The organism is Pedobacter psychrotolerans, assembly GCF_004340665.1.
GTDB lineage: Bacteria > Bacteroidota > Bacteroidia > Sphingobacteriales > Sphingobacteriaceae > Pedobacter > Pedobacter psychrotolerans.
In genome coordinates this window covers 519,270-544,839 of sequence record NZ_SLWO01000003.1, presented here as the reverse complement: position 1 = coordinate 544,839, position 25,570 = coordinate 519,270, and the positions used below count along the sequence as shown (strand labels likewise).

General features: G+C 38.2%; 25 protein-coding genes. 12 read left to right on the top strand and 13 right to left on the bottom strand.

Annotated features, from left to right (window positions below):
* The first annotated feature begins 95 nt into the window (after window positions 1–95).
* A complete protein-coding gene (locus tag EV200_RS09700; RefSeq protein WP_132531696.1) occupies window positions 96–1,232 on the top strand; it encodes a hypothetical protein in 1,137 nt (378 codons plus the stop codon).
* A 266-nt stretch (window positions 1,233–1,498) separates the two neighbouring features.
* Window positions 1,499–2,482 (top strand): hypothetical protein, encoded by a 984-nt coding sequence (locus EV200_RS09695; protein ID WP_132531693.1) that lies wholly within the window; start codon window positions 1,499–1,501, stop codon window positions 2,480–2,482.
* On the opposite strand, the gene EV200_RS09690 is transcribed toward EV200_RS09695, so the two are convergent.
* Genes EV200_RS09690 through EV200_RS09680 form a run of 3 tightly spaced genes read right to left on the bottom strand, consistent with a single transcriptional unit; the run spans window position 2,465 to window position 5,586 of the window.
* Window positions 2,465–3,079: a rhomboid family intramembrane serine protease gene (locus tag EV200_RS09690; protein WP_132531690.1), complete on the bottom strand. Its 615-nt coding sequence runs from the start codon at window positions 3,077–3,079 to the stop codon at window positions 2,465–2,467. The genes EV200_RS09695 and EV200_RS09690 overlap by 18 nt on opposite strands.
* 5 nt (window positions 3,080–3,084) lie before the next feature.
* Window positions 3,085–4,824 carry a M14 family zinc carboxypeptidase gene (locus tag EV200_RS09685; protein WP_132531687.1) on the bottom strand — a complete coding sequence of 580 codons (1,740 nt, stop codon included), beginning with the start codon at window positions 4,822–4,824 and terminating at the stop codon, window positions 3,085–3,087.
* A 30-nt stretch (window positions 4,825–4,854) separates the two neighbouring features.
* Window positions 4,855–5,586 (bottom strand): hypothetical protein, encoded by a 732-nt coding sequence (locus EV200_RS09680; protein ID WP_132531684.1) that lies wholly within the window; start codon window positions 5,584–5,586, stop codon window positions 4,855–4,857.
* A 59-nt stretch (window positions 5,587–5,645) separates the two neighbouring features.
* Between EV200_RS09680 and pepT the strand changes: the two genes are divergently transcribed.
* Window positions 5,646–6,899: a peptidase T gene (pepT, locus tag EV200_RS09675; protein WP_132531681.1), complete on the top strand. Its 1,254-nt coding sequence runs from the start codon at window positions 5,646–5,648 to the stop codon at window positions 6,897–6,899.
* A gap of 50 nt (window positions 6,900–6,949) precedes the next feature.
* On the opposite strand, the gene EV200_RS09670 is transcribed toward pepT, so the two are convergent.
* Window positions 6,950–7,288, bottom strand: coding sequence for a nuclear transport factor 2-like protein (locus EV200_RS09670; RefSeq protein WP_132531678.1), 339 nt, complete (start codon window positions 7,286–7,288; stop codon window positions 6,950–6,952).
* A gap of 185 nt (window positions 7,289–7,473) precedes the next feature.
* On the opposite strand from EV200_RS09670, the gene EV200_RS09665 reads away from it, so the two are divergent.
* From EV200_RS09665 to EV200_RS09655, 3 genes are all read left to right on the top strand, one after another.
* A complete protein-coding gene (locus EV200_RS09665; protein ID WP_132531675.1) occupies window positions 7,474–8,340 on the top strand; it encodes an aldose 1-epimerase family protein in 867 nt (288 codons plus the stop codon).
* 150 nt (window positions 8,341–8,490) lie between these two features.
* Window positions 8,491–8,913, top strand: a complete 423-nt coding sequence (locus EV200_RS09660; protein ID WP_132531672.1) for an ester cyclase — start codon at window positions 8,491–8,493, stop codon at window positions 8,911–8,913.
* A 148-nt stretch (window positions 8,914–9,061) separates the two neighbouring features.
* Window positions 9,062–10,141 (top strand): acyltransferase family protein, encoded by a 1,080-nt coding sequence (locus EV200_RS09655; RefSeq protein WP_132531669.1) that lies wholly within the window; start codon window positions 9,062–9,064, stop codon window positions 10,139–10,141.
* Window positions 10,142–10,165: 24 nt separating this feature from the next.
* Here EV200_RS09655 and cysM read toward each other — a convergent pair whose 3' ends face one another.
* Both cysM and epsC read right to left on the bottom strand, forming a co-directional pair.
* A complete protein-coding gene (gene cysM / locus EV200_RS09650) occupies window positions 10,166–11,038 on the bottom strand; it encodes a cysteine synthase CysM (RefSeq protein WP_132531666.1) in 873 nt (290 codons plus the stop codon).
* 5 nt (window positions 11,039–11,043) lie between these two features.
* Window positions 11,044–11,856, bottom strand: a complete 813-nt coding sequence (epsC, locus tag EV200_RS09645) for a serine O-acetyltransferase EpsC (protein WP_132531663.1) — start codon at window positions 11,854–11,856, stop codon at window positions 11,044–11,046.
* A gap of 468 nt (window positions 11,857–12,324) precedes the next feature.
* Between epsC and EV200_RS09640 the strand changes: the two genes are divergently transcribed.
* Together EV200_RS09640 and EV200_RS09635 are read left to right on the top strand one after the other, a co-directional pair.
* Window positions 12,325–12,960: a hypothetical protein gene (locus tag EV200_RS09640; RefSeq protein ID WP_132531660.1), complete on the top strand. Its 636-nt coding sequence runs from the start codon at window positions 12,325–12,327 to the stop codon at window positions 12,958–12,960.
* Window positions 12,961–13,089: 129 nt separating this feature from the next.
* A complete protein-coding gene (locus EV200_RS09635) occupies window positions 13,090–13,275 on the top strand; it encodes a hypothetical protein (protein ID WP_132531657.1) in 186 nt (61 codons plus the stop codon).
* A gap of 478 nt (window positions 13,276–13,753) precedes the next feature.
* On the opposite strand, the gene EV200_RS22090 is transcribed toward EV200_RS09635, so the two are convergent.
* A complete protein-coding gene (locus EV200_RS22090) occupies window positions 13,754–13,879 on the bottom strand; it encodes a hypothetical protein (protein ID WP_262707929.1) in 126 nt (41 codons plus the stop codon).
* Between the two features lie 56 nt (window positions 13,880–13,935).
* On the opposite strand from EV200_RS22090, the gene EV200_RS09630 reads away from it, so the two are divergent.
* The 3 genes from EV200_RS09630 (at window position 13,936) to EV200_RS09620 (ending at window position 15,635) form a co-directional block, all read left to right on the top strand.
* Window positions 13,936–14,400: a thermonuclease family protein gene (locus EV200_RS09630; RefSeq protein ID WP_229676818.1), complete on the top strand. Its 465-nt coding sequence runs from the start codon at window positions 13,936–13,938 to the stop codon at window positions 14,398–14,400.
* Window positions 14,401–14,574: 174 nt separating this feature from the next.
* On the top strand, window positions 14,575–15,138 hold the full coding sequence (locus tag EV200_RS09625) for a Crp/Fnr family transcriptional regulator (RefSeq protein ID WP_132531654.1): 564 nt from the start codon (window positions 14,575–14,577) through the stop codon (window positions 15,136–15,138).
* 107 nt (window positions 15,139–15,245) lie between these two features.
* Window positions 15,246–15,635 (top strand): RidA family protein, encoded by a 390-nt coding sequence (locus EV200_RS09620; protein ID WP_132531649.1) that lies wholly within the window; start codon window positions 15,246–15,248, stop codon window positions 15,633–15,635.
* A 156-nt stretch (window positions 15,636–15,791) separates the two neighbouring features.
* Here EV200_RS09620 and EV200_RS09615 read toward each other — a convergent pair whose 3' ends face one another.
* From EV200_RS09615 to EV200_RS09605, 3 genes are read right to left on the bottom strand one after another with little or no spacing between them, the layout of a single operon-like run.
* A complete protein-coding gene (locus tag EV200_RS09615; RefSeq protein ID WP_132531646.1) occupies window positions 15,792–16,697 on the bottom strand; it encodes a DUF4097 family beta strand repeat-containing protein in 906 nt (301 codons plus the stop codon).
* Between the two features lie 11 nt (window positions 16,698–16,708).
* The gene (locus tag EV200_RS09610; protein ID WP_132531643.1) at window positions 16,709–17,494 is read right to left on the bottom strand and encodes a hypothetical protein; all 786 of its coding nucleotides are present in this window, start codon (window positions 17,492–17,494) and stop codon (window positions 16,709–16,711) included.
* Complete coding sequence (locus EV200_RS09605; protein ID WP_165877905.1) at window positions 17,487–18,047, bottom strand: RNA polymerase sigma factor; 561 nt, start codon at window positions 18,045–18,047, stop codon at window positions 17,487–17,489. The genes EV200_RS09610 and EV200_RS09605 overlap by 8 nt, the downstream gene beginning before the upstream one ends.
* Before the next feature lie 772 nt (window positions 18,048–18,819).
* Here EV200_RS09605 and EV200_RS09600 point away from each other — a divergent pair.
* Complete coding sequence (locus EV200_RS09600) at window positions 18,820–21,615, top strand: PAS domain-containing protein (protein WP_132531637.1); 2,796 nt, start codon at window positions 18,820–18,822, stop codon at window positions 21,613–21,615.
* 316 nt (window positions 21,616–21,931) lie between these two features.
* On the opposite strand, the gene EV200_RS09595 is transcribed toward EV200_RS09600, so the two are convergent.
* From EV200_RS09595 to EV200_RS09585, 3 genes are read right to left on the bottom strand one after another with little or no spacing between them, the layout of a single operon-like run.
* Entirely contained in the window at window positions 21,932–22,777 is an 846-nt protein-coding gene (locus tag EV200_RS09595; RefSeq protein WP_132531634.1) for a glycerophosphodiester phosphodiesterase family protein, read from the bottom strand.
* 5 nt (window positions 22,778–22,782) lie between these two features.
* On the bottom strand, window positions 22,783–24,069 hold the full coding sequence (locus tag EV200_RS09590) for a purple acid phosphatase family protein (RefSeq protein WP_132531631.1): 1,287 nt from the start codon (window positions 24,067–24,069) through the stop codon (window positions 22,783–22,785).
* 24 nt (window positions 24,070–24,093) lie between these two features.
* Window positions 24,094–25,566, bottom strand: a complete 1,473-nt coding sequence (locus tag EV200_RS09585) for a SusD/RagB family nutrient-binding outer membrane lipoprotein (protein WP_132531628.1) — start codon at window positions 25,564–25,566, stop codon at window positions 24,094–24,096.
* Between the last annotated feature and the right edge of the window lie 4 nt (window positions 25,567–25,570).

Genomic DNA, 25,570 nt, shown 5'->3' with positions numbered 1-25,570 from the left:
CTTCTTAATAAAGGATTAGAAATTTGATTAAAATCTAATCACGGATGAATAAAACATTAACTATATTCATCCAATAACTACTAAATGCGCTGTTTATGAAAAACCTCCCAAGATTACGTTATTTTATTTATTTATCCCTCATAATTTTAGGCGGATGTACCACAGGCAAAAACGCATTGCAGAAAGGTGATTATGATGCCTCAGTTGCAAAAGCTGTAGGCAGATTACAAAATTCGCCAAAAAACACCGAAGCCATGCAGGTATTAAAAATGGCCTACGAGCTTGCATTACAAGATCACCTCCGAAAAATTAATGAGGCTAAACTGTCAAATGATTTATTCAGATGGGAATCAATTATGTACGATTATCAGAAAATTAATCAACTGGCTGATGATATTAATAGCTGTCCCGCCTGTTTGGTTATTGTTCCTAATCCTATAAAATACATTAAAGAATTAGCCGATAGTCGTTATAATGCTGCGGTGGCCCGTTACAATTCGGGCATGGCTTACCTCAATGAAAACAATCGCCTTTCGGCTAAGAAAGCTTATTATGAGTTTGAAAAGGTACAAAACCTTCAACCAGACTATAAAGATGTTAAAACCAAAATGGATGATGCTTTCTGGGCTGCGGTTACCCGTGTAGTTGTTCAGCCGATTATCATTAACAGGGGGCCATATAAGCTTAGCGGAGATTATTTTCAGCAGCAAATTGACCAGTTCGTGAGCAATTACGCCAGAAATAAATTTGTGATTTTTTATAGTGAAGATCAAGCAACGACCGATAAGGTGATTCCTGATCAGGTATTAAGCTTAAATTTTGATGATTTTGTTGTTGGCCAAACTTATGTAAAGGAAAGAGTAGAAAAACTTAAACGTGATAGTATTCTGGTAGGGGAAACGAGGGATAAAAAACCAGTGTACGGAACAGTGACAGCAACACTAAGTATTTTTGAAAAAAGTATTTCTTCTTCAGGTTTATTGGACATGACCATTACAGATTGGCAGAGCCGGAAAATTATTAAACAACAAAAATTTCCAGGCACTTTTGTATGGAGAGACAGTTGGGGGAGTTATCAGGGCGATGAACGTGCACTGAATAAAAACCAATTGGCCATGACCAGAAGAAAAGAGATTCTTCCTCCGCCGCCTGGAGCCTTATTTTTAGAGTTTACCAAACCAATTTATAATCAACTGGTGGAGAATATCAGCTATTTTTACAATAGTTATTAAGGTATTCATAATTATTGTTCAGGTTCCTGTAGGAGGCAGATGCTTCGTACCTCCGCATGACAGCGAATCACATCAGTTATCCGCTCGTACGTCTTCCTGAACTTGATTCAGGATCTTTTCAAAACGCAAACCCTTGGTTGGTGGCTCATCAACCAAATTACAAATCATCAAATTTGCGTCTGGTGGTGCGCCACCGACCAGGGAATCGTTTCATTTCGTAATCGCAACGTTAAAATAAAACATCTTCCGTAAGCCCTAAAAATATAATGGCTAATATTGCAACGATGAATACTGGCTTATACAATCCCTTTCAAAATTTCGATTTTCTATATAAAAAATGCTTTCTAAGCGGCAATACATTTAATTCACCTGTCATTCAGGTGCCGCTTATTCCAAAATGGTTACTGGCACAAGCTGGATTAACCGGCGAAGAGCAAATTCAATTTTTAGATGAAAGCATCCGGTCATATAACACACTTGTAATCCCGGTAAACAGCGAAGTGGATGAGCAATTTTTAAATCCGCTCGAAAATAAAATAGAGCATGCTTTTGCGAGTGGTTATGCGGGCGTAACTGCTCTAACTGAACTGGAAATATTTAACTGGATTGGTAAGTTTTTATATGGTTTTGTGTACATCGAAATGCATTCAGCCCTGCGGAAGGAAATGACGGCGGACGGCTTAAATATGTCGCAATCGCTGATGATGAAATTTGCCAACCTGAATTTCATGTTACAAAACTTGTACACCAGCATCGAATTTGAAGATTTTTCTCCATGGTCGATTACTATCGTTAAACTTGAAAATGAGGAGACGCCATTTAGCTTCCGCGATGAAATAAATACCCTTACCTTCTCCTTAAAACTAAAAGATTTTGGCATTATAGCCTGTCTGCAGGATAATGGCACGAACAAAAGGTTTCATCAGGAGATTATTAATGAGATAAGCGGAAAGTCTTTAACAGCCGAACAATTTGAAGAATTAACTGCCCGGTTTTATTATTCAGCTTACCTGTTCAATCGCTTACCAGAATACACGATTATGCCGGTTGAAGGCACCACCTACTTTGAAGCCATGCCCCTTCGTGGAAACATGAGTAAACCTTTGTTTGATGTTTGGCAGCATAAGGTTTATGCCCAGGTATTGGAAAACTTTTGGAAACCCTGGGGTTATGTGCAATTTGAAATTATTAAAGACCCAAATAATCCCATGAGTTTTTTCGAAAACCCCTGTTTACCTACCGCCGGATAAAGCAGCAATAAAATGCTGAATGATGTTGGGTACAAAAATCACGGTAAAAATTAATCCGGTTAAAGCTCCAAAAAAGTGCGCATCATGATTAATATTATCTCTTGAATTTTTAGAGGCATACATGCAATAAACCAGGTACAATCCGCCAAAAATCACTGCAGGTATTCCAATCGGGATAAACATGATGTAAATTTTAGACATCGGATTAAACAAAATATAACTGAAAAGCACCGCACTAATAGCGCCGGATGCACCCAAGCTATTGTAGTGAAAATCATCCTTATGTTTAAACACTGTCGGTAAATCGCTCAACACTAAACTTAAAAAATAAAGTAAGCCAAACTGCCAGCTGCCCATCATTTGTTCAAGGGTAAATGCAAAGGCATAAAAGGTAAACATATTGAAGAACAAGTGCATCCAATCTGCATGAATTAAGCCACTTGTAATTAAAGTAAAAACCTTATGCCCCTTAGAAACACTATAAGGGTGCAGCATAAACTTACCATACAAGCTTTGATCATAAAAAGCATAAAGACTGGTAACCAGTGTAAAAACGAAAATGATAGAGGCTACAGGAGCCACGTTTAAGTATTCCATTTGGATTATTTTAAATTTAGTTTTACCGTTGTCATTAACCTGGCAACCGGATACCGATTATGTGTTTTCTCGTAATAATCAGAATTTTTATAGACAAAATCAAGCTGAGCCGCAGCGTTTTTTGAAAAAGCAGTATCTAAAGATTTCTTTTCCTCCAATTGAGCCCTTAACAGAGGATTACTTTTTAAGATCCCTTCTGCTGTATCTTCAAAAACATAAGCTGAATAATGTTCTTTCATATCCAGAATAGAATCAAAAAAGTTCCAGTTAAAAAAAGAATCTGTTGCCTGTGGTTCTAAGGTTTCTACAATGTACCGATTATTCTCTTGGTTTACATATATGATAACATCACCAGCATAATATTGAAGCTTTTGCTTCTTAGGATTTACTTTCACCCCCGTATGCAGATAATGCCCTTCATAAGGCTTCGAACCTGTTTTCACATCTTCAATATAATAACTTTCTACTTCGATTTTGGTATCACTTTTCAGCTCCTGCATTTTCACGTTGTTCAGTTTCAAAAGTACAATCATTTTGTCCCAGGCTTTAGGTATGATGTAAGCCAATGGTTTCTGAACAGAAATTGCAGGTTCAAACTTATTCCATTCCTGAATTGTTTTGGTGTATGGTTTACTTCTATCGTAATACAATCGATTTAAGCCACTTACTACACTTGGTTTTTGCCCGGCTTCAAAACCTTTAAAAGTGATTTTGTTAACTTCATTTTTATTTAACTGCCAGGTTAAAGGAAATTCAGTCTGCCTGGCTACAAACTCGTCTGCCCTTTGTTTATTTTCCAGAATCAGTTTTGCGTCACGCTGAATAATATCGATATAACTTTGCAGTAATTTATAGGTAGCATCAACACGAAGATCATATGCTTTTAACATGTGTGTTTCTGGCATAAAACCAATCACATTGTGCAATGCGGCATATCCTGTAGAATATCTTGGAGATTCTATGAATCCGGTAATTCCACTTTCAGGAGTTTCGGCAATTGAATTTACATATGGAATCATAGGATAACCTTGTTTTGCCATAGCTTCATACAAACCCGGAACCAAAGTATGGGTTAAATATCCTGATAAAATGGTATTTAGCTTATCTTTTTGAGTCGGAATCAAGGTCATGACATATTGATAATCGGCGCCATTGCTGGTATGCGTATCCACAAAAATTTCCGGCTTCCAGGTATTAAAAATCAATTGAAATGCAGCTGAATTTTTAGAATCTGTTTTAATGAAATCACGGTTTAAATCCAGATTCTTCGCATTGCCACGAAAACCATAAGACACTGGACCATTTTGATTGGCCCTGGAGGTTGAAGTTCTGTTAAAACTACCATCAATATTATAGAGTGGAATAATACAAATAACCACATCTTTTGGGAGCTTGTTACCTTTCAGCAAATCTCTGCTCAGCATCATGGAGGCATCTATCCCTTCAGGTTCACCCGGATGAATGCCATTGTTAATGAGCAAAACAGTTTTCTTTCTTTTTTTGATTGTTAACGGATCAAAAATCTGATCCTTTGATAAAACCAATAGCTCTAATGGCTGACCAAAATCGGTGTTACCATAGCTAAAAAGTTTTACCTGTGGGTACTGTTTTGCCAACAGCTTATAATAAGCAATGGCTTCTGGATAGGTTGCTGTTTGTGTTTTTTTACTTTGCTCGAAAGGCGTTTTTTGAGCAGAAGCAAATGATGATAGGCACATCAGGTAAAACACAAAAAGATTTCTCATAGAAAAGATTGTAGATATAAAGGCCCTAATCTACAAAGTTCTACGATAAGCTCTGGTGTTTCCAAAAAAGTATTTAAATCCGATGCTATAGGCATTGTACGAATCAGGTGAGTAATTTTTAAACTTAGTTGATGGATCGTCGTATCCATCTAATCCCTCACCAAAAGTAAAGTTACTCTGAAGATTAAGATTGATAGCATAGCGTATGTAACCGTAACCATCGTACAGATAATAATTATATCCTAAATTTAAGGGTACCCAAAGGTTATTGGTTTTATTTTCTCCCGGAAACGGACCAAACCCTGGGTCATATGCTGCCCAAAGTGGCTTAATACGTACAATATCGGTGATATTATTTCGAATTACCCCAACGCCAATACCAACATAAGCACTTTTAATATTATCAAGAAATTTACTGCTTTCAAAATCAATTAATTCACCAAGAGCCATTTTAAAATTTAGGCTGATGCTGGAATATTCATTTACAAATTGCCTGTTATGCGGATCTGTTCTAATATTTCCACCCTGTACTAAACCATATTGTGCTTCAACACCCATAGATACAAAAGGAGTTAGGTAATGATTAACTTCTCCATAGGCTGTATGGCCCCAACTGCCTTTTGCCACATCTGTTTTAGAAAAATTAGGCCCGGCACCAAAACCGGCAGACCATTTAAAATAATTAGATTGCGCAAAAGATGAGTTAATAATTAGAGAGCATAAAACAATAAGGAGCGTAGACCTGAGGCGCTTAGATGTCATGGTGTTTTTTTACAAAAATAATATGTTTATTCAATATTTATAACTTTTACCTTTGAATTATGAGCAAGTACATTAATTTAGACCAGTCTTTAGCCCAAAGATTTATCCGATATGCAGCAATAGATACCCAATCTGATCCCGGTTCTACTACCTGCCCTTCCACTTTAAAACAAAAGAATTTAGGTACGCTATTGGTTGAAGAATTAATAGAAATGGGCGTTTCTGATGCAGAAATGGATAAAAATGGATATGTATATGGTACAATTCCATCCAATACAAATAAAAAAATCCCTGTAATTTTTTTCTGTTCTCATATGGATACCTCTCCGGATTGTAGTGGCAATGGTGTAAAACCGATTATTCATGACAATTATCAAGGAGCAGATTTGATTCTGCCTGATGACGTCAATATTGTGCTAAAAATGTCTGAACATACAGACTTAAAACACCAAATTGGTCATGATATTATCACGGCCAGCGGCACAACTTTATTGGGTGCAGACAACAAGGCAGGAATTGCTGAAATTATGGAAGCTGCAAACTTTTTGATCCAGCACCCAGAGGTAAAGCACGGAACAATTAAAATTCTGTTTACGCCTGATGAAGAAATTGGCCGTGGGGTTGATCAACTGGATGTGGAGAAATTAGGTGCAGATTTTGGGTACACTATAGATGGGGAAACATTGGGCTCGATTGAAGATGAAACCTTTTCTGCCGACGGTGCTACATTGATCATTAATGGCGTGAGTACGCATCCCGGTTTTGCAAAAGGCAAAATGGAAAGTGCTATAAAAATTCTTGCAGAAATTATTGCGGCTTTACCAAAAGATACCCTAACTCCTGAAACCACGCATCAAAAAGAAGGTTTTATTCATCCTGTAAGCATATCTGGCCAGGTAGAACAAGCTGAAGCACATTTTATCATTAGAGATTTTACCGACGAAAAATTAACAGCACATGGGCAATTACTGGAAAATACGGTAAAAAACGTGATGTCCAAATATCCAAACGCTACCTTCAGTTTAGACATTAAAGCACAATATCGAAACATGAAGCAAATTTTGGATCAATACCCACAAATAGTTCAATTTGGAATTGAGGCCATTGAGCGAGCAGGCGTTACCGCTAAAAAACAAAGCATTCGCGGTGGCACAGATGGTTCACGATTATCCTTTATGGGATTACCATGTCCAAATATATTTGCCGGGGAACATGCTTTTCATAGTAAACAAGAATGGGTAAGTGTACAGGATATGGAAAAAGCCGTGCAAACCATTATTAATATTGCCTGCATCTGGGAAGAGAAAAGTTAGTCTTTAGTATGGAGTCCTTAGTCGTAAATCAAGACTTATGACTAAGGACTTTAGACTCCAGACTCATAAGCTTGTCCAATATCTAGCCTGCTGATCTTTCCGCTTTTATCGATTTGAAATTTGAAAACCGTTTTAAAATCGCCCCATTGATCGGAATGAAAATCTCCATATACAGAGAGTCCGTTATCTTCTACGGCATCAATGCTAATGAAACGCTCATGGCCAAAAGCTTTTTTAAAGAAATTGTTGAACTGAACTTGATTGCCATCATCATAAAATGCCACGTTTTCACTAAACAAAGCAAACCAACCCTTTAAATCACCATTCTGCAAGGCTGTAATTGCTGCTTTAACTTTAGGGTTTGATAATTTTGATAAATCTACAGCCATAATTGTTTTTTAATTTGATAAGCTAATTTCTGTTAGCGTTTTCCTGATGTGATGGCGATAGAACAGACTTAAAAATGAATCATCATCAATAATGATGGAATGCAAAGGATGCTACTACCATGAATTGCTCAAATTTAGTAAAAAAGATATTTTTTAAAGCATCATATTTGTTACTTTAGCACACCATGATAACTCTTGAAAACGAATACTTAAAAGTAAGCTTAGCGGCTAAAGGTGCAGAACTTCAACGCTTATTTAGTAAAGAAACCAAACTAGACTACCTTTGGAATGGGGATGATAAATATTGGGCCAAACATAGCCCGGTTTTATTCCCGATTGTTGGCGCTTTAAAAAACGACAGCTTTACTTATCAAAACGAAACTTATCATTTGCCCCGTCATGGCTTTGCAAGAGATCAGGTTTTTGATCACCATAAAATAAGTGATACCGAAGCTGTTTTCACCTTAACCCAGTCTGAAGAGAGCCTTAAAGTTTATCCGTTTCATTTTGAGCTCAGATTGAAATATCAACTCATCGACAGGAAACTAAATCTTACGTATAAAGTAATCAATACGGGTGAGGGCGAACTACTTTTTTCAATTGGCGCACACCCTGCTTTTGCCGTTCCAAATGCACCAAATACAGATTATACCGACTATTACCTGGCCTTTAACGCAGACAAAAAGCTCACCTACTGGAAGCTGGATAACGGTTTAATTGCGAAAGAAACGGGCAACATTCACCTTAACGGACATAAACTAAATTTAAAACATGAACTTTTTTATAATGATGCTTTAGTGTTTAAAACGATGCAAAGTAATTGCATTAGCTTATTAAACACGAAGAATGATTATGGTTTACATTTCCATTTTGATGATTTTCCGTTTTTTGGCATCTGGGCTGCAACTGATGCACCATTTGTTTGTTTAGAACCTTGGTGTGGCGTAGCAGATGGCGTAGCGCATGACCAGGAGCTTGCTCATAAGGAAGGTATCATTAAACTAGAAAAGGGCCAGAACTGGGAGCGATATTGGGAAGTAGAATGTTTTTAGCATAAAGACTAATGAATGCATTGCCATAAAGAGCGCATAGCAGAAGTCAAGTCTACACTGATCATATAACCTTTTTATAAGGATTTTTAATTTCTGGAAACAACAACAAAACTATCCTGTTGTAAATAAAAGTTTCAGCAAAAGAATAATATGGATAATCAGGTAGAAAAAAATAAAGCAATTTGTAAAGTGTTTTTTGATGAGTTATTTAATCAAAAAAATATCGATGCCATTGATCAGTTTGTTGATAGTGGCGTAACCATTCAAAATCCATTTCCAGGGCAAAGAACGGGTGCAGACGGATATAGGGACATCAGTCAGATTTATGGCCTTGCCTTCCCGGATTTGAAAATTAGCTTCAACCACATATTAGGTGATGGAGATAAGGTAACCTGCCATTTCACATTGGAAGGTACCCACAAAGACCTTTTTATGAATGTATCGGCTACGGGCATTAAAGTTAAATATGATGTCATTTATATTCTGAAATTTACCAATGAAAAAATAGTGGAACATTGGTCTTTAGTTGATGCATTAAGTGTATTGCAACAGCTTGGCGCTGTTTCCGTTTAACATCAATTTAGAATAAGGTCTTAAAATATTTTAGGGCCTTATTCTAATTTAAATAGGAAGCTTTTAATCATTCTTGTTTGAAAAGCCTGAATAAATGGTTATTCTTGTGATTAAGCCCCATAAGTTTAATCATACTCAAAAGCTGAACATGAATGTTTTAATGCCACAAGCGCTCCAAACCAAACAACATTTTACCGTGCTTGATGGTTTGAGGGGAATAGCCGCATTAGGTGTTGTAACCTATCATTTTATGGAAATGGTGTATCCCGATTACACCAAGAACATCATTGGCCACGGCTTTCTTGCTGTCGATTTCTTTTTCTGCCTTTCGGGTTTTGTAATTGGATATGCTTATGATGATCGAATGGAAAAAATAGGCATGGTCGAGTTTTTCAAATCACGAATCATCAGGCTTCATCCTTTGGTATTATTAGGATCTATCCTGGGCTTGCTTGCCTTTTTATTTGATCCCTTTGGTGGCCATCCAGGAATTTTTAGCATTGGAAAAATTATACTGCTTTTTTTGAGTTCCGCACTATTAATTCCTTTTCCGATTATAGAAGAAAGAGGCTTTAATTTATTTGGTTTAAATGCGCCAGCGTGGTCATTATTTTGGGAATATGTTGCCAATATATTTTATGCTTTTATACTATACAGGTTGAGTAAAAAGTATTTGCTGGTTTTGGCTATTCTGGGCGCTTTCGTTCTTGGTACCGTAGCCTACAATAGTGGATCACTCATGGGCGGCTGGGCCGGATCAAACTTTTGGGATGGTGGTGCAAGAATTTTATATTCGTTTTTAGCTGGCCTTTTGATCTTCCGTTTTAAATGGATCATCAAAAACAAACTGGGTTTTATAGGCCTTTCTATCCTTTTAAGTTTAACATTAGTAATGCCATTTTTTCAATATAACTGGCTGTCCGAACTTTTAGTGGTGCTCTTCTATTTCCCATTATTAATTGCATTGGGGGCTGGCACGAGTATTCATGAAAGCTTAAAAAAACTTTGTGCCTTTCTAGGAAAAATCTCTTATCCTTTGTACATGACACATTACGCCGCCATTTGGATGTTCGGCAACTATTATAATACGTTCAAACCGCAAGGAATTGAATTAGCATTTGTGATTACAATGGGAATTCTTTTATTGTTAGGATTCGCTTACCTCACCATGATATTATATGATATTCCACTCAGAAAATATTTAAACAGCAAAAGAATTGGAAAATAAAATAGCATTAGTGCTTGATGTTTATTAACCAAACAAGTCACTGCTGAGGTATCGATCACCTCGATCACAAGTAATAAAAACCAATAAGCCAGACTCCAGTTCTGAAGCTAAACGAATGGCAGCTGCACATGCCCCGCCAGAACTCATTCCTGCAAAAATGCCTTCTTCCTTGGCTAACCGCCTCGACATTTCAACGGCTTCTTCCTGACTAATATCCATTACCCGGTCTACCCGTTCCGGTTCGAAAATCTTTGGTAAGTATTCTTTAGGCCAGCGGCGGATTCCAGGAATGGAAGATCCTTCTGTCGGCTGGCACCCCACAATTTGAACCGATTGATTTTGCTCTTTAAGGTATCTGGAACAACCCATAATGGTGCCTGTTGTACCCATTGAGCTGATAAAATGCGTAATCTTTCCGTCCGTATCCCTCCACATTTCAGGTGCGGTAGTTTTATAGTGTGCCAGGAAATTATCAGGGTTAGCGAATTGATTAAGAAGAAAATAGCCATCTGATCCCCCTTTTTCTTCGGCATAATCCCTGCAAGCCTCGATGCTTTCAAGTAAGGTAACCTGCGCACCAAATGCTTCCATGGTTACTTTACGCTCGCGGGTAGAATTTTCAGGCATCACCAGTTCAATATCCAAATCATAAAGTTTAGCAATCATGGCAAGTGCAATTCCGGTATTTCCACTGGTGGCTTCCACTAGTTTTGTACCTGGTTTAATCTCGCCTCGTTCTATCGCACTGCGGATCATATTTAAGGAAGCCCTGTCTTTTACACTTCCACCTGGATTATTCCCTTCCAATTTGGCATAAATTTTCACCTTTGGATTCGGGTTGAGCTTACTGAGCGCAACCATTGGCGTATTTCCGATTAAATCTACAATTCCTGACATACTGCTTAATTCTTTTCCTTTATATTTCTAATAGTAATGGTTGGTGAATGATAAACCAATGAATAGGGGTTTACACTTTCTGTTAGCCATACATTTCCGCCAATCACGCTATCGTGCCCGATGGTGGTATCTCCACCCAAAATAGTTGCTCCTGAATAAATAACTACCCGATCTTCTACCGTAGGGTGCCTTCTACTCCCGGCAAACACCTTCTTTACACTCATAGCGCCCAATGTTACGCCTTGATATAACATTACATGTTCACCAATAATAGTGGTTTCCCCAATAACGATACCAGTTCCATGATCAATATAAAAGTATTCGCCAATTTCTGCCGCAGGATGAATATCGATTCCGGTTTTTGAATGCGCATGTTCAGTCAGAATTCTTGGAATGAGCCTAAGGCCAAGCGTATGTAGAGCGTGTGCAATGCGATAAAAGCAAATGGCATAAAACCCGGGATATGTTCTAATCACTTCAAATTCGCTAACGGCTGCAGGATCACCTTTATAAATCGCCGAAATATCGGTGTTAAGTGTTTGATAAAGCGCTGGGAGCTGCGCAAAGAAAAGATCCGTTATTAAACGACTATTAACGGAATTTTCTGTATTACAAGCCGATGCAATGCCAAATAATTCTGATTTTAACCCTTGAGTGTACGCCACTAAATCGGCTTCACTTTCAAACCAGGTTACACTATGCTCAGGGTATAATAAATCGACAATTTTAGCGGCCCAATGCGCAATGACTTCATTAGATGGCATATGTTTATCACTACTCCGCTTTTTAAACAGGTAGCCAAAAAAATCATCACTCATAAAATATAGTTAAATCTTATCAGACAAAAAATGCCTTTGTTTTGTAGCGTAAATATATTCATTTGCGCCTTGCTATACGTCATTTACCGATCAAAATCCTAGGGTGGCCAATTAGTTTATCTAAGAAAAACAAACTCTGGAATACAGTAACATCAAGTCAAATAAAGTTTACATACCAAAATCAAAAGATCATGATTACGAATGAATGTATTCAGGTTATAAGCCTTTGAAAATTAAAATTGGCCATGATATGCTAATTTCAGGGCATCACTATTCTTTTTTATCTACAAATCACTTGAATACAGACCAATATAAAAGAGATCTATTCAAAGCAAAACGATGTAGAAAATAAAAAATTGATTTATGTCATTATAAATATCACATTTAGGAACAAAACTGTAATATTAGAAATACGTAAGACTTACGTGTAGCTGGCATTTTAATTATCTTTGCAGCAGATATTAAACCATGAAACAATTTTCTTTTTTTTCAAGAACCACTTGTCTTACTGCAACATTAGTAATCTTGACGGTAAGTACTTTTGCTCAAAATGTAAAAACAACAAGTACAGCTTTTGATACTTATGAGCATGTAAACGGAAATGAGCTGATTAAAAAAATGATTTTAGCCAAGCATGAGCTTAATAAAAATCGCAATGCAAAAAGTGCTATATCAGCAAATTTTTCAGCACCACAATATATTTTAAACAGAGATAATCCAACCGTTATATCTTTTGATGGATTAGATTACCTGGTTCAGAACAATTGCGTATTGGCTGTTAAAGGGTTAAATTTATCTGATGATGCTTTATCCCAAATAACAGAAAAACTATGTTTCTTAGATCAGGTTCAATTTGATTATCATGAAAAAATTAACCGGGCTTACTGCAATGGAAACGAAAACAGTCAAAAAATCAGAAACCTGAATAAATGGTATTTATTAACCTTAAGAATAATATCTACCACAGTAAATGATTTTGCAAGCCTGGCTAAGAAGTATGATGCCGCATCATTTGCAAAGCTTTTGGTAAAGCTGCCTGTTCCGAATCTTGATGCTGTTGCCACACCAACAATGGCACAATCTGTGGTTAGACTGGCAAAATAATATTTTAGTTTTAACGACTTTAAATCCCGATTCATCTTCGCTGAATTGGGATTTTATTTATATTCACTTATTGTATCTTTTCGAGCAGTTTGGAAAGATTAACAGTATTTCATCTATAATTCTAAAACAATGTTTATCCCTCTATTTATTGCCATGCTATTAGGATTCGTAAATCCTTCAACCACATCATCTACAAATGGTGCAACAACCACTATAAATGCAACTAATGCTACAAGTGAAGATCCTGGTGATCAACCCCCTAGTGATGATACGGGTGGGGAGCATGGACATATGCCACCTCCAAAAATAAACTAATGATTTACAGTTGGTCGGGATTTATAATCCCGATCAGTATTCCTGAGGATTTTTAATCCTCGAAGACAGATTTAATAAGTAGTTTTCACACCATTCCTATCTGAATTAACTATTTAAAATAGAAATAAGATTGTATCATAAAGTTGAAATGTCATACTAAGTCTGTCGAATTGTAAAGATTTCGGCATTATTTAATAACATCTAAAACAATTCTTAAAATACATCCATCCTTGTTTCCAAGTCAGAAACAACAGAAAACACTACGCCAATATTTTCTATAAAAAAATTACGCTTTACGGTTTCCCGTATAAAATACCTAGCGCTAGATATTAATTTTGAGTCAGAAAATCACTCAAAGAATAATAGCTTAACAATTGGTGCTCAAAAAGATGTGGTGGTTGCTTTGTGGTTTCACGGAACTGGCAACCCCACATTTTGAATCCCTTTTGTAATACATCATCCCATGAAAACCCTTTGCTTATGCCTTTTCTTTTAAATTGTAGCCACTTGTAAAGAACCTGCAACTGTTTACCTTTGCAACAGCGGTGGAGGCAAAAAATACCACCTCAGTTCCAATTGCCGTGGCCTGAGTAATTGCAGTCATAAATTAATTTCAATCTCTTTAGATAAAGCAAGAGATCAGGGTAAAACCTTATGTAAATGGGAAAAATAACCACAATAATTTTATTACTATTCCTTCAGCCTTTTTTCAAAAGAACAGAAATACCAGATATAAATCTCAAAAACCAAACTTTCAGTGCGAAGGTGATTCGCATTTTGGATGGTGATACGATGGAAGTTTTGTACAAAAACACCCCAATAAAAATCCGGTTAGCACATATTGATTGCCCTGAAAAAAGACGTTCACAACCCTTTGGTAAGAATGCGAAGCAGGCGCTGTCTGATTTATGCTTTGGGCAGAATGTTATGATATATGGCCAGAAATACGACAGGTATAAAAGGCTCATTGCGGTGATTATTAACCAGAAAAAGCAAGTGCTCAACCAGGAAATGATCAGAAAGGGAATGGCCTGGCATTATAAAAAATATTCTACTGATGCAGGTTATTTATGCACAACTCGAAATAACGGCAAGAAAAAACAGGATAGGCTTATGGCACGATGAACACCCTATAGCGCCCTGGGAATGGCGAAAGCCAAAACCAAAACTTCACGTTTAAATTTTGGCTTTAAACATCATTACATTAAAAAAAATGAATTAATGGGCTGCCTGGCCTGGTGTTTTTAAATTTCTATACTCCAAATTCTTAACTTAGACGACTCAGAAATTAAGCTTTTCATGTACGAAACCCTGCGCAAACATATCGAAAAACAAATCACTTTAACGGATGAAGAATTTGATTTTGTACAGCACCATTTCAAAAGCAGGAAATACAAAAGGCACCAGTTCATCATTCAGGAAGGTGAAATGGTTAAATATTCTTATTTCATCATTTCTGGCCTTACCAAGCTTGTTTATCAGGAAGAAAGCGGGAAAAGCCACATCATTTCTTTCGCTATGGAAGATTGGTGGGAGAGTGATTTTAATGCCTTTCTTACGCAACAGCCTGCAAGCTTTTCCCTGGAATGCATTGAAGATACTGAAGTGCTTTATATTTCACTTGCCGATTATAAAACAATCTGTTCACAGCTACAAAAGATCGCATCTTTTTTTCTGGAAAAGGCCCATTTTGGCAATATTGCGGCACAACGCCGCATTTTATCCTTGCTTACTTCCAATGCAAAGGCACGTTACGAGCAATTGCTTAAACAGTATCCATCATTATTTCAACGGGTGCCGAAATCTTTACTGGCTGCTTATCTTGGTGTTTCCAGAGAAACATTAAGCCGACTGGCCGGATAGTGTGACAAACATCACTTCAAAATGGTGATGTAACGCAACAGCATTTGTACCATCATTCTTCAATTTTGTGGCGTAGCAATGGTTGCTGCATCAAAACACAAATTGAAATGGAAATCAAAACCATCAACCCCTGGAAATGGCAAGACCAGAGAAATTATGTTCAGGCAGTGGAAGTAAAGCAGGTAAACGGTACACTTTATTGTGCTGGGCAAACAGCCATTAATGCTGAAGGCCTATCAAGTGACGCGGATATGAAAACGCAATTAACCCAAGCCATACAAAACCTGGAGCAACTCATTATAACATCAGGCTACGAATGCAAAAACATTGTGCGCTTGAATGTTTACCATACTGATTTTGCAGCATTCTTTGAAAGTTTTCACCTGCTACAAGACTGGGTAATTAAACATGGGATTAAACAAGCTACAACCGTGTTGGAAGTTAAAAGTCTTTTCGAAACGTTAAAAGTTGAGTTGGAAGCTACAGTAGTGATGTAAAGCTAAGCACCCGGTTAAGTTGGCTAACATGCTTTTAAATTCTTCCGAAATCTAAATTTCAGTCGTATGTCTCCTCCCGAATCAAACAAGGGGCTTTTTTTCACAGAAAAAGCCCCTTGTTTGTAAATATCATAATTAAAAACACAGTACGATCAGCTATTTTTCTCTGATGTAAATATTGTTGTGGGTTGATTTCAGAATCAAATCAATTCCTCCACCATTTATTTTCCCATTAAGCACTTCTCCGTCTGCACTTATAGCATTACCCGTTGTATATGAATAATTATTTTCATTAGTGGTAACTTTAACTTGTACATTTCCAGTTAAAGACCTTGCCAATAGCGGGTTGGTTCCTGCTTTTGTAACAGCAAGTGTTCCTGTACTTGTTCTTTCTGAAGCTACCTGATTCAGCACAATTTTTAACCCTTCGGCCGCATATACTTTTCCAGACCTGGTAACAACATCCAAATTTGCCTTTACTGTAGTTGGAATAGCAACATCTATATGTCCGTTTAGCGAGACAATAGAGATTGGACCTTTAGGTTCAGCAGGGAAGGTGGCATCTACCGATCCGTGCAGGGTACGGATATTCATCGGACCAACATTATTTAATAACACAATATCATTACCAGTCACGGCCACGTTAATTTCAGCTTTCAGATTTTTTAGCACTACGGAATCCTGGTACATATTGCTGTTGTTGGTAAAAGAGAGTTTAATGTCTTGAGGTAATTTAATGGTCACCATAGTCTGGTTGCTTATACTTACCGGGTTTACATTAATCTCATCTCCCTTAACGGTTACATCCAGACCAAGGCCACTGTTATCTTTAAAACCAGAACTGTTAATTACAGTCAGCCCTTTCGCCCGCTCATCTGTTTCCTCGTCTTCATTTTTAGGAATTGAAAAAATAATTTCATTGCCATTATAACCCTCTACAATAACACCACTGATATTGAGGTTAATTTTACCGCTGCTCTTGGCAACCTTGTATTGTTTTTGTGCCGATGCCGACAGGCCAATGGTTAACAGCGTGAATAATAAGATTAGTTGATATTTCATATTTATATTTATTAAAGTTTATTTTCTTTGAGGAGGATATGATAGGCTTCGTCTTTTACGGCTTCTAAGGTAGATGGATCATTCACCAGCGCATAAAGCTTTTCATCAATCTGAATATTTGGCATTTTACCCAGCAAGTTAACCAACACCAATTGTACCATGGGATCATCTTGATGATTAAAACTGGATACCAATAAATTAGAAACATAGGCATCTTCCTTATACTTTTCCAGCACACTTAAAGCCGCTAAACGCACATTGCTATTACCATCTTTTTGGATGGTACCAGACAGGCGGTTAAGCATATCATAACTAATCAATTCCTTTTTTTTAATGGTTAAAATCGCCGCTAGTCGGGAGCTTGAAGAAGTGCTGTCATTTAATTGCTTAAGCAATTGATTCAGCTGATCAGTAGACCCAACCATTTTTCTATGCCTATTCTTTTTAACTGGTGCAGCCACATATTTCACTGCCGCAGGGTTTTGATCAGGCATAGACTGAGCTTTCGTTTTTTGAGGTCTTTGCTGACGCAGGGTATCTTGAGTGCCAGCAAAATTCTGTTCAGGATTTACGGTTTGATTTGCCAATCTAAAGAACCAAAAACCAACAGCACAAACCAATAATATAGCGGCTGCAGCCATCCACCAGGTAGATTTTACGCTTAAAAGCCTATGTCGTTTTTGATCATTTGCCTGGGCTAATCTTGCTTTTAAACCGGCAAGGTCTAGTTGGGGGGCATCCAGATGATCGAAATCTCCCCGGTGCTTTTCCACAAAATCTTTTATCGGATCATTCATAATATGCTTTATCCTTAAGTGAACTTAAAATTTTCTTTTTTGCGCGGTGATATTGCGTTCTAACCGTTGATGAGGCAACTCCTAACATCAGCGCAATTTCATCCTGCGACATTTTTTCAAAAAGATACAAGTTTAATATTGTTCTGTATCCATCTGAAAGTTCGTTAATACAACGGCGGACATCTTCTACACGGCTTTCAAAAATTTCATCATCTCTGATGTCGTATTCAGCTTCCGCCCTGAATTCATGATCGCCAAGATCTGAAAACAACAGTTTCTTTCGCCTGATGTGAGAAATAGATTTGTTAATGGCCATTCTCCTTACCCAAGCTTCAAAATTATTAATTTCCTTTAGTCGCTTCTGATCATTGAAAGCAGTAAAAAAGGTTTCCTGTAAAATGTCTTCTGCCTCTGCGCTATGTGTAATCAGTCTGCTAATGGAGTTAAAAATCCCACGGGCATAACGGTTGTACAATCCGGTATAGCCCAAATCTTTACCCTGAAGGCAAAGGGAAATCAATTCCTGATCTGATATGTTATCTTTTTGTGGCAATGAGCGTTTAGTTAGTCGGCGTTTTAGCAGTTTCTATCTTGTAGTCGCAGGATGTTGAATAATGTTGCATACAGATTTTATATTTAAATTTATTCATTTTATAAAGTTAAATGGCTGGCCTTATCAGGATATGTTTAAAGAAAAATAAAAATATTTTTAGTGTAATACAATATTGATTCAAAATTACCGTCTATATACTGAGAGCGTTAATTTAGATTAAACGGGAGTTGTCCTTCGGGATGATTCCCGTTTTCTTTTTTAGCACAAAATTTACCTATTCTCCGCAAATGATGCGGAGATTATCAAGGTTATTCTCCGCATTTAAATATAATACGCTAAGAGGCCTTATAGCGATACCACAAAAGAAATATCCTGATTTCTGACATGATTAAGTTATTATCAATATCTTATTTTTAAAATAATTTTCAGTCCATACAATAATCTTTTAAAATTACCGTCTTATACCTGAGAGCGTTAATTTAGATTAAACGGGAGTCGTCCTTAGGGATGATTCCCGTTTTCTTTTTTAGCCTTTATAAGGCGGCGTATTTAAACAGATCAAATCTTCAATTTATGGCAGTTGGAGGAAATTCCTTAAATTATTTTACCATACTGCAACACTTAATCTGTATTAGGTGTTATAAAAACGTATCTGCCTTTTACTGAGTGTTTATGCTTTTTAAATTATATTAAGAAGTATTTCGGAAGCAATATGGATTTATGATATTTGCTTAATTGCATTATTTTTTGAATATTATTACCATTTAAATATATGAGCGATATCGCAGCGAATCAGGACCGTTTCGCGGCCCTTGTAGCCGCAACATCCGACGTGGTTTATCGGGTGAGTCCAGACTGGGAAGTGATGTACGAACTGGATGGCCGGGGATTTTTAAAGAGTACATCAGCACCTCTTACCGGCTGGAGAGAACATAATGTTCATCCAGATGATATGCAATTGGTAAATGCCGCAATAGCAAAAGCAATTACGACGAAATCAATGTTTGAGCTGGAGCACCGCGTTTTGCAACCGGATGGTGGCATAGGCTGGACGATTTCAAGAGCAGTGCCGATATTAGATGATAAAGGAGATATTTTAGAATGGTTTGGGGCAGCCAAAAACATTACTTTTCGCAAAGAGATAGAAATTGAACTTCAGAGGGCAAAAGACCAGGCTGAACAGCAACAGCGGTTGTATGAAACCGTAACATCCAATACACCAGACCTCATTTATGTATTCGGATTAGATTATCGCTTTAATTATGTTAATAAGGCATTGCTTGAAATGTGGGGAAAGCGGATGGAGGATTCAGTCGGTAAAACCCTGCTCGAAAATGGATACGAGCCCTGGCACGCCGAGATGCATGAGCGAGAAATAGATGAAATTATTGCAACGGGAAAAGCCATTCGCGGAGAGGTAGATTTCCCCCATGCGGTATTGGGGAAAAGGACCTATGACTATATCCTTTCTCCTGTATTTGATTCCAATGGAGCGGTTGTAGCCATATCTGGAATTACCCGTGATGTCACCCATCGCAAATTGCAGGAACAGGAAAAATTCAGGCTGTCTGCAGAACTTGCCACTTTAAATGAAGCAGCCGAAGCCACAAATGAAGAGCTCAATGCCGCTAATGAAGAACTTCAAACCTCTCAGGAAAAGCTCAGGGAAGCCAATAGAAACCTGGAACAAATCCTGAATATGTTACCTGCTTCCGTTGTGGTGATTCGTGGCTATGACCTGGTGGTGGAGATGATTAACGAAAGCAACCTAAAATACTGGAACAAAAATAAAGAAGCGGTTCTGGGGAAAAAGTTTCTGGATATCTTGCCCGACCTTGCGGATCAACCTTTTGCCGGCCAGCTTCGGAAAGTGATGGAAACCGGTGAAGTAATCGACGTAAAAGAAAGCCCTGTACTTTTTACCATGCCCGATGGTTCTATCAGAGAAACTTATGTAGACTACACCTACCAACCCCTTGCTGATGCCTATGGGAACAGAAATGGTGTTTTAGTGATGTCTTTTGAAATTACAGAAAGGGTACTTTCTAGGCGATTACTGGAAAAATATACGGCTGAGCTCACCCAGGCAAATGAGTCACTTTCCATTGCCAACAATAAACTGGCAACCAGTGAGGCACGATTTAAGTTTTTTATCGAGGAGGCACCTGTGGCCATTGGGGTTTTACATGCCAGAGAATTAATTGTTGAAACCGCTAACCAGAAGATACTGGAAGTTTGGGGTAAAAGTTCGGAAATCATCGGGTTACCGCTTTCCCAGGCATTACCAGAATTAAGCGGTCAACCTTTTCTAGGCATACTGGATGATGTATTTACGAGCGGCGAGCCTTTTTACGCCAATGAGATCAGCGCCATGTTAAATCATGGTGGAGAATTAAAGGAAATCTTCTTTAACGTGGTCTATCAACCCGTAGTGGGACAGAATGGAATCGTATCTGATATCCTGATTGTTGCGGCAGATGTGACAGAACAAGTTCATGCCCGCAGGTCAATTGAACAAAGTGAGCAACATTTCAGAAAGCTTGCCGATCTTGTGCCTGCTAAGATCTCTAATGCATTGCCGAATGGAATGGGAACTTTCTTTAATCAACACTGGCTGGATTTTACAGGAATGAGTTTTGAGGATCTTCGTGATTTTGGTTATTACGAGATGATGCACCCCGATGAGATTGTTTCTTTTCAAAAAGGACTGGAGGTAGCAGCAGTTAATGGCACTCCGCATGTTGCGGAAATGCGTTTTAAAGATGCTAACGGAAACTATATATGGCATTTAAGTATCTCATCACCTATTTTGGATGAAGAAGGAAAGGTGATGATGTGGGTTGGATCTACAACCGACATTCAAACGATTAAAGAAGAAGAACAGCGCAAAAGTGATTTCGTGAGTATGTTAAGTCATGAGCTCAAAACTCCTGTTACTTCCATTAAAGGACATGTACAACTGGCCTTAAGATTATTGTCCAGAGAAACATTATCTCCCTCGCTACAAAAACTAAGCGCATCATTAACCCGTATTGATGTACTGCTTTTGCAACTAACAGGACTTATTGGAGATATGCTTGACCTTAGCCGGATTGATGCCGGAAGGATGGACTTGAAAGTTGATCATTTCGCAATTGATGCGATGGTAAAAGAAGTGGTAGAAGATTTTCGTTTAAGCCACCAGCAATATTTCTTCAACTTAGAAACTGAGGTGGAGGTATTTATTACCGCAGATCGGGATAGAATTAGTCAGGTACTGATCAACCTGATTGCAAATGCAATCAAATATTCTCCAAAAAGCAACAGGGTTGATATTTCTGTGAAAACAACAATAGATAGTGAGGTATTAATTTCCATAAAAGATTATGGAATAGGCATTGAAGAAAAAGATCAAAAGAAAATTTTTGAGCGCTTTTTCAGAGTGGAGGGACAGAATGAAAAATACTTTAGTGGCTTTGGAATCGGATTGTTTTTAGCACATAATATTATATCCAGACATGGCGGCAAAATTTTATTGGAAAGCCAAAGGGATCAAAGTTCAGTATTTACTGTGCACCTTCCGATTTAAGATTAAATAGAGAGACCGACAACCTTGAATTCTTCAAATGCATGAAAGTAAGGAAGGAAATGGCAATCGTAACCAACCGGGGTGTAAAAAGCAGTAAATAATTATTAAGCTCAGGTAATTAGAAAATGAGTGTGACAAACAAAACAAACAGACTATACATTAATTTAAAAGCATAGATTTTGTCTATATCAATAAAAAATAAAGTCATGGCGTCATATAAAAATTACATGCGCCATGACTTCATTCATTCTTTTATTCTGCTACAATTACAAACGTCAGAAAATCCAGAAGTTTAATTTAAGTAGCCATAATTTTATTACTTACCGGAAGGTATTTTCAGCCCGTCTCTAAGTTTATTCAGCTTCAGGTATTTAATTAATTCTTCTGGATGATCGGTCTGCATACCTTGGATGCCTTTTTTCATCGCATTCATCCAATCATCAGGCGTTTCATTTCTCTTTTGAACATCCAGAAAGACACTCATTCCTAAAGATCTGATCACAGGTAAAAGATTTTCAGACGGGATGTTATCTACAGCATCTAAAGGCATTTTATCCAGCGCCTTTAATAATTCTTCCTTTGTACCAATAGCTTTATCCAGACTCGACATTAAAGGCATATTCGGCGCAACTTTCTTCCATGAATAGTATTGTTGCAGCTCATTGATATAAACCAACACCTGATCTGCCATCCCTGCCTTTTCAATTGCCTTGTAAGCCTGATTTACATCCGCAGCTTTGAAATCCAGATAAATATTAATCCTGCCCTTGCAGGTTTTTAATGCATCAGCAAAGCTGGCCACCTGGTGCATGCTGCCATCTGTACCCTTCAGTGTAAGTTTTTTTACTTCTTCAAAATCAAGATCTTTTATCAAGCCCTTCCCATTACTCACCTGGTCTACACGGTCATTGTGCAAAAGGACCAATTGCCCATCACGGGTGGTGCGAAGATCTAGTTCTACGTAGTCTGCGCCCAATGCAATAGCCTCCTCGATAGCAGCGATGGTATTTTCTGGCTTGGTGAGGTGACTTCCACGGTGTGCAATAACAATGAAACCATGTTTTGATGTTGGCAGGGGCTTTGCCACCTGTTGTGAAAAAACAGGTAAACAAAAACTGCTCAACAGGATGATGCATAAAGCCAGATTCTTTTTTAAGCCCATAATTTTTATTGCTTTAAAGCTGGGTTCAGATCTGTAAATGCTGCCGCATGATCTCTATTTGTTTTTTGTAATGAAAAGGCATCGAAGAGTTCGCCGGAAGTTTTATAGGCTTCGAATTTAAGTTTTCCACCATCTACGTGAATCACCTGAAAAAGCTGGGTATTCTCTAAAGATACATCCATCCATTTGGCTCCATCTACCTGATACATTTTTGGGCCTGCAACTGAAACCAGATACACAGGTCCACTTACTTCACGGCCTGATAAACCTCTGGGTAAGTTCTGCCCACGGCTATAAGTATGATCATGCCCTTGCAATACCAGGTCAATGTGGTATTGATCAAACAGTGGCTTGAAGCGTTCTCTGAACTCTTTATTATCCCTGCTTTTTGCCGTAGAGAAAATGGGGTGATGAAAGGTAATCACTGTCCATAACTTCTTATTTTCTTTCAGTACTTTTTCAAGCCATTCATATTCAGCTTTAGCTGAAGCTTCGTCCAGAATGATCATTTGTGAATCCAAAGAGATAATGCGTACGTCCTGATAATCTACATAATATACAGACTTTTCAAGCCCCTTTGGTCCGTTACCAGCAAAAGTATATTGTACGCCCCAGTGTGGATCTAAGATTAGCTTTCGCTGATCATCACGTACATATTCGTGGTTTCCCGGCGAAGGAATACTTGGAATCATGCCATTGATAAAACCACCACCGTAGTGCCACTCACCCCACTCTCTGTCGTTATTAGAGCGATTGATTAAATCTCCGGTATGAATAATAAAACGTGCATCTGGCTGGTGAGAAAAAGCCTTACGGATAACACGCGACCATTTCGAACGGATATCATTCTGGGCATCACCCAGGTAAATAAAAGAAAATGGTTCATTTTTAGCCGAGGCGGTTGTAAATTGAAACCATTCGCTCCAGTGTTCACCTGATCCCACCCGATAAGCATACACGGTTGCTGGTTTTAAATTGGCAAAAGTAACATGGTGATACTTTGCTGTTTCATAGTTGTTTCCGCCATTTAACAAGGTCGAACTTGCGTCGTAACTTGTTATTGCTGTTTCTAAGGCAGGGTTAGCGTCTTCAGCCTTAATCTGTGCTTTCGAGGCCGTTATGGTCGTATCGGTACGCCAGTTAACGGTTTGACTTGTTGCAGGATCTCCTGCCCAGGTTGAAATTACGCGGTCAGGGTACTGGCTTGGACTAAAGTTTTGTGCAGATAGTTTTGTTAGCCATACGCCAACCATTACTGATGTGATTAAAAGTGATTTTATAAAGAATTTCATGTTAATTTTGATTGAGGATTTAAATTATTTGAGGTACCACATGAGCGTGTACTGATTGTCTGCGCCAAAAACTGAGACGGCTTTCTGGTAATTGGCTTTGTTCTTTGCGCTTTCCGAGTCTGGATAGATGTAACGTTTAGGGATTCCCCTTCCGGCTGCAAGCGGACCAGTTACAAAAGCCGGGTAGCCCGTTCGGCGTTGATCAAACCATCCTTCCGAACCTTTAAACAACATGGCTAACCATTTCTGCGTAATTAATTGTTCCAGTGTACCATCATATTTTACAAGTGGCTGATTGTAGTAAGTTTGAGCTGCTGATACCGCATAACTGCTCATCGATTCTTGGATGCCTTTATAGTACATGGATTCTGCTGTTTCTCCACTAACCGTAATTTTACCTTTCTGCATGGCTTCTGCCAGAATAAAGCACTGCTCGGTATAAGTTACCAGGCTGGCTTTTAATAAGGGATTGGTTGTACCTCCATTTTTCCTGAAGAATGAAGAGGAAAAAACAGAAACATGATCTTCTCCACCGTTATATGCTGATGGCGCATCAATAGCATTGGGTACGCCAACATATTTATTAAAATCCACAGTCGATCCAACCGTACTTTTTACAGGCTCTACCCAAATGGCCAACCTTGGATCATTTCGCTGAATCAGCCGATCTACCAGTTCCTTACTCACTTTGGTTTTTAAGTAGTCAAAATCAATCATGGCTAAAGGGCCACCTGACCAGCTGTAAGTGGCAATGTTGCCCAGGTATGCGATCTCGGCATTATCGGCACTGCTTTCAAAAATGGGAAACGCAGTTTTATCATTCACCATCTCCTGCATTTCAGTAAAGGCTGGCGCATAGTTTTTAGAGATGCGCAACAACATGCGTAAACGGAGTGAATTGGCAAACTTTCGCCAGGCGAGTGCCTTCCCTTTGAACATCACATCTCCTTTGGCGTTGATCTCCTGTAAATTGCCTTTCAGGATATCGTTGGCTTCTTTAAGTTCTCTTAACAAATCAGGATAGATGGTTTGTTGCTGATCATATTCCGGATAAATCAGATTGGATTCTTTAGATTTAAGCGCTTGTGAATAGGGAACATCTCCATATAAATCAGTTAGATAGCCAAAATTAAAGGCTTTCATGATCTTACTGATGGCGATATACTGGTTCTCTGATCGCTTTTGAGCGGTTTCTAAAAAAGTTTTGTTCACAGCTAAACGGGCATAAATATCATCCCAGTCAACTGGTCCCCAATCCAGCAAATCGTAACCAGTATTGCGCACCAGTGTAAGGTAGCGCGCTGCCGAAGCTGGTCTTCTGCCAACTGCATTTTCCTGGTAGGCGTAGGCTGTTGAAACCAATACATCAGACATTAAAAACTCCGTATTGGTGGTTTCTGGTGCATTGGGGTTGGTATTGATTTTTTCAAAGTCTTTAGTGCAGCTTGCCAATAGCACTGCAATGGCAAACAGAAGCGTTATATATTTGAATTTCATTTTT

Bases quoted from the DNA above. Each gene is read 5' to 3' on its own strand.
- EV200_RS09655 (WP_132531669.1), top strand. From the start codon at position 9,062: ATGAATGTTTTAATGCCACAAGCGCTCCAAACCAAACAACATTTTACC.
- EV200_RS09700 (WP_132531696.1), top strand. From the start codon at position 96: ATGAAAAACCTCCCAAGATTACGTTATTTTATTTATTTATCCCTCATA.
- EV200_RS09695 (WP_132531693.1), top strand. From the start codon at position 1,499: ATGGCTAATATTGCAACGATGAATACTGGCTTATACAATCCCTTTCAA.
- EV200_RS09590 (WP_132531631.1), bottom strand. From the start codon at position 24,069: ATGAAATTCTTTATAAAATCACTTTTAATCACATCAGTAATGGTTGGC.
- EV200_RS22090 (WP_262707929.1), bottom strand. From the start codon at position 13,879: ATGACTGCAATTACTCAGGCCACGGCAATTGGAACTGAGGTGGTATTT.
- EV200_RS09660 (WP_132531672.1), top strand. From the start codon at position 8,491: ATGGATAATCAGGTAGAAAAAAATAAAGCAATTTGTAAAGTGTTTTTT.
- EV200_RS09595 (WP_132531634.1), bottom strand. From the start codon at position 22,777: ATGGGCTTAAAAAAGAATCTGGCTTTATGCATCATCCTGTTGAGCAGT.
- EV200_RS09665 (WP_132531675.1), top strand. From the start codon at position 7,474: ATGATAACTCTTGAAAACGAATACTTAAAAGTAAGCTTAGCGGCTAAA.
- EV200_RS09635 (WP_132531657.1), top strand. From the start codon at position 13,090: ATGTTTATCCCTCTATTTATTGCCATGCTATTAGGATTCGTAAATCCT.
- EV200_RS09610 (WP_132531643.1), bottom strand. From the start codon at position 17,494: ATGAATGATCCGATAAAAGATTTTGTGGAAAAGCACCGGGGAGATTTC.
- EV200_RS09640 (WP_132531660.1), top strand. From the start codon at position 12,325: ATGAAACAATTTTCTTTTTTTTCAAGAACCACTTGTCTTACTGCAACA.
- EV200_RS09630 (WP_229676818.1), top strand. From the start codon at position 13,936: ATGGGAAAAATAACCACAATAATTTTATTACTATTCCTTCAGCCTTTT.
- epsC (WP_132531663.1), bottom strand. From the start codon at position 11,856: ATGAGTGATGATTTTTTTGGCTACCTGTTTAAAAAGCGGAGTAGTGAT.
- EV200_RS09585 (WP_132531628.1), bottom strand. From the start codon at position 25,566: ATGAAATTCAAATATATAACGCTTCTGTTTGCCATTGCAGTGCTATTG.
- EV200_RS09690 (WP_132531690.1), bottom strand. From the start codon at position 3,079: ATGGAATACTTAAACGTGGCTCCTGTAGCCTCTATCATTTTCGTTTTT.
- EV200_RS09685 (WP_132531687.1), bottom strand. From the start codon at position 4,824: ATGAGAAATCTTTTTGTGTTTTACCTGATGTGCCTATCATCATTTGCT.
- EV200_RS09670 (WP_132531678.1), bottom strand. From the start codon at position 7,288: ATGGCTGTAGATTTATCAAAATTATCAAACCCTAAAGTTAAAGCAGCA.
- EV200_RS09625 (WP_132531654.1), top strand. From the start codon at position 14,575: ATGTACGAAACCCTGCGCAAACATATCGAAAAACAAATCACTTTAACG.
- EV200_RS09620 (WP_132531649.1), top strand. From the start codon at position 15,246: ATGGAAATCAAAACCATCAACCCCTGGAAATGGCAAGACCAGAGAAAT.
- EV200_RS09680 (WP_132531684.1), bottom strand. From the start codon at position 5,586: ATGACATCTAAGCGCCTCAGGTCTACGCTCCTTATTGTTTTATGCTCT.
- EV200_RS09600 (WP_132531637.1), top strand. From the start codon at position 18,820: ATGAGCGATATCGCAGCGAATCAGGACCGTTTCGCGGCCCTTGTAGCC.
- cysM (WP_132531666.1), bottom strand. From the start codon at position 11,038: ATGTCAGGAATTGTAGATTTAATCGGAAATACGCCAATGGTTGCGCTC.
- EV200_RS09615 (WP_132531646.1), bottom strand. From the start codon at position 16,697: ATGAAATATCAACTAATCTTATTATTCACGCTGTTAACCATTGGCCTG.
- pepT (WP_132531681.1), top strand. From the start codon at position 5,646: ATGAGCAAGTACATTAATTTAGACCAGTCTTTAGCCCAAAGATTTATC.